Raw genomic sequence first — 7,786 nt, forward strand, 5'->3', positions numbered from 1 at the left:
ATCAGTAGAAGGTTTTGCCCTGGGCGGCCATCTCACGCAGCTTGTCGCTGACGCGGTAGAGGGGGCCCAGATCGGCATACTGGTCGGCCATGGCCACGTAACGATCCAGACCGATAGTGTCCAGATAGCGGAACACGCCGCCGCGGAAGGGAGGGAAGCCCAGACCGTAGACCAGGGCGATGTCCGCCTCGGCGGGGGTCGCGACTATGCCCTCTTCCAGGCAGAGCACGACCTCGTTGATCATGGGGATCATCATGCGGGCTATGATGGCGTCCTTGTCGAAGGCCTGTTGCGCCTTGGCGATGGGGGCCAGCAGCTCGTAAGCGGCCGCGTCGGCCACCTTCTTCGGCTTGCCCTTCTTATCCTGCTCGTAGGCGTAGAAGCCCTTGCCATTCTTCTGACCGAAGCGGCTCGCCTCGTACATCACGTCGATGGCGGTGCGACCGTCCTTGCTCATGCGGGTCGGGAAGCCCTGTGCCATGACGTCACCGGCATGGTGACCGGTGTCGATGCCGACCACGTCCAGCAGGTAGGCGGGGCCCATGGGCCAGCCGAACTCCTTCTCCATCACCTTGTCGACGGCCACGAAGTCGGCGCCATCGGCGACCAGCTTGGTGAAGCCGAAGAAGTAGGGGAACAGCACCCGGTTGACGAAGAAGCCCGGGCAGTCGTTGACCACCACAGGGGACTTGCCCATGGCGGCGGCGTAGGCCACCACGCGGTTGATGGTTTCATCCGATGTCTTCTCGCCACGGATGATCTCCACCAGGGGCATGCGGTGCACCGGGTTGAAGAAGTGCATGCCGCAGAAGTTCTCGGGGCGCTTCAGTCCCTTGGCCAGCAGGGAGATGGGAATGGTGGAGGTGTTGCTGGCGAGCACGGCGTCGTCGCCGATGATGGTTTCCACTTCGCCGAGCACGGCGGCCTTCACCTTGGGATTCTCGACCACGGCCTCGACCACCACGTCCACGTGCTTGACGCTGTCATAGCTCAGGGTGGGGGTGATGGCGGAGAGCACCTGGCCCATCTTGATGCCGTCGATGCGACCCTTCTCGAGCTGGCCGTTGAGCAGCTTGGTGGCTTCGCCCATGCCGAGCGCCAGCGCCTTCTCGTTGATGTCCTTCATTACCGCCGGTATGCCCTTGCTGGCGGACTGGTAGGCGATGCCGCCCCCCATGATGCCGGCACCCAGCACGGCGGCATGGCCGGTCGCCTTGCTCGCCTGCTTGGCGGCCTTCTTGGCCAGGGCCTTGATGTGCTGATCGTTCAGAAAGATGCCGACCAGGGCCTTGGCCACATCGGTCTTCGCCAGCTTGATAAAGCCCTGTGCCTCGACCACGAGGGCCTCGTCACGGCTCATGCCTGCGGCGGCTTCGACGGTTTTCACCGCCGTCATGGGGGCCGGATAGTGTTTGCCCGCCACGGCGGCAACCATGCCGGCGGCGGTGCTGAAGCTCATCATCGCTTCCAGCTTGGACAGGCGCAGCGGTGCCTTCTTGGCGGCGCGGCGGCCCTGCCAGTCCAGCTTGCCCGCGATGGCGTCCTTGATCATCTGCAGAGCCGCTGCCTGCAGCGCTTCCGGGGCGACCACTGCATCGACGGCGCCGACCTTGAGGGCGTCATCGGCACGGTAATCCTTGCCCGTGGTGATCCACTCCAGCGCATTGTCGGCGCCGATCACCCGCGGCAGGCGGACGGTACCGCCAAAGCCCGGCATGATGCCGAGTTTGGTCTCGGGCAGGCCGATCTTGGCGCTGGTGTCGGCCAGACGGAAGTCGGTGGAGAGTATGGTCTCGCAGCCGCCGCCCAGGGCGTGGCCCTTGATGGCGGACAGGGTCGGTACCGGCAGATCTTCGATGGCGCTGAAGATGTCGTTGGCTTTTTTCAGCCAGCCGAGCAGATCTTCTTGCGGTAGATCGAAGAGTTCCAGGAATTCGGTGATGTCGGCGCCGACGATGAAGGCGTCTTTGCCGGAGGTGAGGATCAGACCTTTTAGTTCACGTTCTTGTTGTAATGTGGCGATCGCTTCGCTCAGCGAGAGCAGGGTAGCGCGATCCAGCTTGTTGACTGAACCCGGGGCATCAAACCTCAGTTCGGCAATGCCGTGTTCGAGGTAGCTGACCGACAGGGTTTCGCCTTGGTAGATCATGAGAGTGTCTCCTTGTTCCCACGTGGTGGGGGGCTTTGCTCCTTTCTCCCCAGCAGGGGGCGAGGCTCAATATTGATCCAAAACAAGACAATTTCAACACCTATTTAAAACATTCGTTTAACACTTGTGGCCTGTTCGCACTCGCCCGGGGATGGGGCAGAAGAAAGGCGCCCCTTGGGCGCCTTTCATATATCCAGGACGGATCAGCTGGCCAGCTCGGGCCTGTCTCTATATTGGCTCAGCACCTCGGGATCGGCGAGGGCGTGGGTGTTGTTGACCGGCCTGTTGTGCACCACTTCCCGCACCGCCAGCTCCACTATCTTGCCGGACTTGGTACGGGGGATGGCATCTACCTGCAGGATGCGGGCGGGGACGTGACGGGCGGTGCAGTGTTCCCTGATCTGCTGGCGGATGCGCTCCCGCAGCGGCTCGTCCAGTTTGAGGCCGGCCCTGAGCTTGACGAACAGTACCACCCGCTCGTCCTGCTGCCATTGCTGGCCGATGACGATGCTCTCCTCCACCTCGTCGAGCAGCTCCACGTAGCGGTATATCTCGCTGGTGCCGATACGCACCCCCCCCGGGTTGAGGGTAGCGTCCGAGCGGCCGTAGAACAGGATACCGTCGTGGTCGGTCAGCTCGATCCAGTCGCCGTGGCACCAGACGTTGTGGAAGCGCTCGAAGTAGGCGGCGTGGTACTTGTCGCCGCTCTCGTCCCCCCAGAAGTAGATGGGCTGGGCCGGGAAGGGCTTGGTGCAGACCAGCTCCCCCTTCTCTCCCTGCACCGGCTGGCCCGCCTCGTTGAACACCTGCACCGCGAGGCCGAGGCCGCGCCCCTGGCTCTCGCCGCGATAGACGGGGCTCAGGGGGTTGCCGATGACGAAGCAGGAACAGATGTCGGTGCCACCGGAGATGGAGCTGAGCTGCACATCCTGCTTGATCCCCTGATAGACGTAGTCGAACCCTTCGGGGGAGAGCACGGAACCCGTGCTGCAGATAAGGCGCAGTTCCGGTAATGCATGCGTCTGGATCGGGGCATAGCCCTGCTTGTGCAGGGCATCCAGATACTTGGCGGAGGTGCCGAACAGGGAGACCTCTTCGTCGCGGGCGAGATCCCAGAGCACGTTGCCGTCCGGGTAGAAGGGGGAGCCGTCATAGAGCACCAGGGTAGCGCCGGAGGCGAGGGCGCTCACCAGCCAGTTCCACATCATCCAGCCGCAGGTGGTGAAGTAGAACACCCGCTCCCCGGGCTTGATGTCACAGTGCAGCTGATGCTCTTTCAGGTGTTGCAGCAGGGTGCCGCCGATGCCGTGGACTATGCACTTGGGTTTGCCCGTGGTGCCGGAGGAATAGAGGATGTAGAGGGGATCGTTGAACCCCATGGGCTCGAACCGCAGGGTCGCATCGGTCTGGCTCGCCAGGACCCGGCCCCAATCCTGACCGAGCAGCAAGGGGTTGCCGAGCAGGGGGATCATCACGGTCTGCTCTATGCTGTCGATCTGACGGACCACGGCGGCGACCTTGGCCTGGATGTCGATGGCCTTGCCGCCGTAACGATAGCCATCCACCGCGAACAGCACCCTGGGCCTGGTCTGGCCGAAGCGCTCCACCACGCTGGCCTCGCCAAAGTCCGGGCTGGTGGAGGTCCAGATCGCCCCCAGGCTGGTGGCGGCCAGCATGGCGACCACGGTTTCCGGGATGTTGGGCAGATAGGCGGCGACCACATCGCCACGACCAATGCCCTGGCTGCGGAGCCACTGGCCGAGGCGAGCAACCTGATCGCCGAGTTCGGCCCAGCTCAGGGTCTGGCTCGCGCTCCCCTCGATGCGAGAGACGATGGCGATGCCTTCGTCCTGGCGGCGCAACAGGTTCTCGGCGAAGTTGAGACGGCTGTCCGGGAACCAGCGGGCACGCTGCATCTCCTGGCGATTCTCCGCCACTATGTCCCCGAGCTCCCCCTTGACGCCGCAGTGCTGCCAGACCAGGGGCCAGAAACGGGTGGTCTTCTCCACCGACCATTGATAGAGGTCGGCGTAGCTGCGCAGTTGCAGGCCGTGGAAGTGGTTCACTTCGGCCATGAACTGATGAAGGTTGGAGTGTTGCATCCTGTCCTGATCCGGCTGCCACAGACAAAGGTTTTGCATGAGTCGTTCCTGACGGCTGATTTCTACTGTCTGGAGGCAGTGTATTGAATTGTTCTCAATTTGTTAATGGTTGGTTTTTGGTTCATAACAAAACCCTGTAACCTATGCGTTACCTCACGAAGGGAAAGCTTGACGGCTCGAGCCTTGATTCGCTTGATGTTATGCTGATCCCACATTTGCCCGGAGCAGGACGCCATGAGCAGTTACAGCCAACTTTTTGCCCAGCATCTCGATACCCTGCAGCAACGCACCCGCGACATCTTGCAGCAACAGGGGCTCGGCGGTCTGGCCATTCACTCGGGCCAGACCCACCGCATCTTCCTCGACGATCAGGACTATCCCTTCAAGGTCAATCCGCAGTTCAAGGCCTGGTTGCCCGTGCTGGACAACCCCCACTGCTGGTTGCTGGTGGATGGAGTGAACAAGCCGGTGCTGCTGTTCTACCGGCCGGTGGACTTTTGGCACAAGGTGGCGGACTTGCCCAATGCCTTCTGGGTCGACTTCTTCGACATCCGCTTCCTGACCAAACCTGAGCAGGTCGCCGATCACCTGCCCGCCGACAAGCAGGAGTGGGCCTATCTGGGGGGACACCTCGAAGTCGCCGAGCTGCTGGGGCTGGGTCATCCCAACCCGGAGGCCGTGCTCAACTACCTGCACTATCACCGTGCCTACAAGACGGCCTATGAGCTCGAGTGCCTGCGCGATGCGAACCGCATCGGGGTGCGTGGCCACATCGCCGCCAAGGACTCCTTCATGGCGGGGGCGAGCGAGTTCGAGATCAACCTGGCCTATATGAAGGCGGTTGGTCAGGGGGCCAATGAGGCGCCCTACGGCAACATCGTCGCCATCAACCGCAACGCGGCCATCCTGCACTACACCCACCTCTCCAGCCAGCGGGTGCCGGATGCGGAGCGCCACTCCTTCCTGATCGATGCCGGGGTGGACTATCAGGGCTATGCCTCCGACATCACTCGCACCTGGGCCTGGCGTCGTGGGGAGTTTGCCGATCTGATCGCGGCCCTGGATGTCCAGCAGCAGGAGATCATCAAGGAGATCAAGCCGGGCCGCCGCTACGGGGAGCTGCACCTGCAGATGCACCACAGATTGGCGCGCCTGCTGCAGTCGGTGGAGTTGGTGGACATGTCGGTGGACGAGATGATCCATACCGGCGTCACCAACGTCTTCTTCCCCCACGGGCTCGGCCACTTCCTCGGCCTGCAGGTGCACGATGCGGGGGGCTTCATGCAGGATGAGCGCGGCACTCACCTGGCCGCTCCCGAGCAGTTCCCCTATCTGCGCTGCACCCGGGTGATGGAGGTGGGCCAGGTGTTCACCATAGAACCCGGCCTCTACTTCATCGACAGCCTGCTGGAGCCGCTGCGCCAGGGTGAGCAGGGCAAGCGCATCAACTGGAACAAGGTGGAGGCGCTGCGTCCCTACGGCGGCATCCGTATCGAAGATAACGTGGTGCTGCACGGCGATGGTGTGGAAAACCTGACGCGACAAGCAGGGCTCTGATGGCGGCAGCCTACGCCATCCCGGCGGCGCCCCTGGTGCTTGGCGAGGAGATCAAGAAGAGCCGCTTTATCACCCTGATTGCGCATACCCCGACTGTGGAGGCCGCCAAGGCCTGGATCGGGGAGGTCAAGCGGCAACACCCGGCGGCCCGGCACCACTGCTGGGCCTTCGTCGCCGGGGCGCCGCAAGACAGCCAGGTCTATGGCTTCAGCGATGACGGTGAACCCTCTGGTACCGCCGGCAAGCCCATGCTGGCCCAACTGATGGGCTCTGGCATCGGCGAGATCGCGGCCGTGGTGGTGCGTTACTACGGCGGCGTGCTGCTCGGTACCGGTGGTCTGGTGAAGGCCTATGGCGGCGGTGTCGGCGCGGCTCTCAAGGTGCTGGTGACCGAGCAGAAGCGGTTGCAGCGCTCTTCTCTCATCCAATGCGACTATGGCGACATGGGGGTGGTGGAGGCGTTGATCGCCGCCCATCAGGGTCAGTTGCTGACGGCGGACTATGGTCAGCGGGTCAGTCTGCAGGTGGCCTGGGATACGGAAAGCTGGACCCAGGTGGCCCAGGAGTTGACCGACAGAACCCATGGCCGGGTATCACTTCATCCCTTAGATGGCTAGAATCCATCGCTCTTTTAGTCCGAAAAGGGAACCCGAATGCAGATCCTGAGCATCATTCGTATCGTTGGCCTCTTGGTCGCGCTGTTCAGCTCGACCATGCTGCTGCCTGCGATGGTGGCGTTTGGGTATCGTGATGGGGGCGGTGCCGAGTTCGTCAACTCCTTCTTCATCGCCCTGCTGCTCGGCGCCGTGCTCTGGTTTCCGAACCGCCATCAGAAGAAAGACCTCAGATCCAAGGAAGGCTTCCTCATCGTCGTGCTGTTCTGGGTTGTGCTGGGCAGCGTGGGGGCCTTGCCCTTCCTGCTGGGGGAGGTACCCGGCATGACGGTCTCTGAGGCCTTCTTCGAGTCGTTCTCCGGCCTGACGACCACGGGGGCGACCGTGTTGACCGGGCTGGACAATCTGCCCAAGGCGTTTCTGTTCTATCGCCAGCTGCTGCAGTGGCTGGGGGGGATGGGGATTATCGTCCTGGCGGTCGCCATATTGCCGCTGCTCGGCATCGGGGGTATGCAGCTCTATCGCGCCGAGATCCCGGGGCCGGTCAAGGACAACAAGGTGACCCCGCGCATCGCCGAAACGGCCAAGGCGCTCTGGTTCATCTATCTATTGCTCACCTCGCTCTGTGCCCTGGCCTACTGGATGGCGGGCATGAGCCTGTTCGACGCCATCTGCCACTCCTTCTCCACCCTGTCGGTGGGGGGCTTCTCGACCCATGACGCCAGCATCGGCTTCTTCAACAGCCCGGCCATCAACCTGATCACAGTGGTGTTCCTGCTGCTGGCCAGCGTGAACTTCGCCCTGCACTTCATGGTGTTCGCCCACAAGCCGGTGCGGCTGAGCAGCTATCTGCGTGACTCCGAGCTCAAGGTGTTCCTGGGGATCCAGGGGGTCTTGGTACTCATCTGCTTTATATCCCTGCTGTTCCACGGCCACTACGCCACCTGGCAGGAGGCCCTCAACCATGGTCTGTTCCAGGCGGTGTCGCTCGGTACCACCACGGGCTACAGCACGACCAGCTATGCGGACTGGCCCTCCTTCCTGCCCATGCTGCTGATGTTCTCCGCTTTCATCGGTTGCTGCGCCGGCAGTACCGGCGGCGGCATCAAGGTGATGCGCTTCATGATCCTGTTCCTGCAGGGGATGCGCGAACTCAAGCGGCTGGTGCACCCGCGCGCCATCTACACCCTGAAACTGGGCCGACGCGCGGTACCAGAGCGGATCGTCGAGGCGGTGTGGGGCTACTTCGCTACCTATATCATTCTCTTCTTCATCTTCATGCTGTTGTTATTGATGACGGGGTTGAACGAGGTGACAGCCTTCTCCGCCGTGGCGGCTGCTTTTACCAACGTGGGGCCCGGTCT

5 protein-coding genes (1 of these 5 only partly in view) are annotated in these 7,786 nt (G+C 62.6%); 3 read left to right on the plus strand and 2 right to left on the minus strand.

Going from position 1 to position 7,786, the window contains the following annotated elements:
• Position 1: 1 nt before the first annotated feature.
• Together fadB and ACT5M9_RS12450 are read right to left on the minus strand one after the other, a co-directional pair.
• Positions 2–2,149 (minus strand): fatty acid oxidation complex subunit alpha FadB, encoded by a 2,148-nt coding sequence (gene fadB, locus ACT5M9_RS12445; RefSeq protein ID WP_457982961.1) that lies wholly within the window; start codon positions 2,147–2,149, stop codon positions 2–4.
• Positions 2,150–2,352: 203 nt separating this feature from the next.
• On the minus strand, positions 2,353–4,290 hold the full coding sequence (locus ACT5M9_RS12450; protein ID WP_457982959.1) for an acetoacetate--CoA ligase: 1,938 nt from the start codon (positions 4,288–4,290) through the stop codon (positions 2,353–2,355).
• A gap of 195 nt (positions 4,291–4,485) precedes the next feature.
• Here ACT5M9_RS12450 and pepQ point away from each other — a divergent pair, with 195 nt between their 5' ends.
• The 3 genes in view from pepQ to ACT5M9_RS12465 are tightly spaced (at most 36 nt apart) and all read left to right on the plus strand, a layout consistent with a single transcriptional unit that may run on beyond the window.
• Positions 4,486–5,808 (plus strand): Xaa-Pro dipeptidase, encoded by a 1,323-nt coding sequence (gene pepQ, locus ACT5M9_RS12455; protein ID WP_438548164.1) that lies wholly within the window; start codon positions 4,486–4,488, stop codon positions 5,806–5,808.
• A complete protein-coding gene (locus tag ACT5M9_RS12460; RefSeq protein ID WP_457982957.1) occupies positions 5,808–6,425 on the plus strand; it encodes a YigZ family protein in 618 nt (205 codons plus the stop codon). Before pepQ ends, ACT5M9_RS12460 begins: the two co-directional genes overlap by 1 nt.
• Before the next feature lie 36 nt (positions 6,426–6,461).
• Positions 6,462–7,786, plus strand: the 5' portion of a protein-coding gene (locus ACT5M9_RS12465; protein ID WP_438548162.1) for a TrkH family potassium uptake protein. Its footprint extends 133 nt past the window's final position; only the first 1,325 of its 1,458 coding nucleotides appear in the window; it begins with the start codon at positions 6,462–6,464; the stop codon falls past the right edge of the window.

Source organism: Aeromonas sp. AE23HZ002T15 (genome assembly GCF_054165525.2).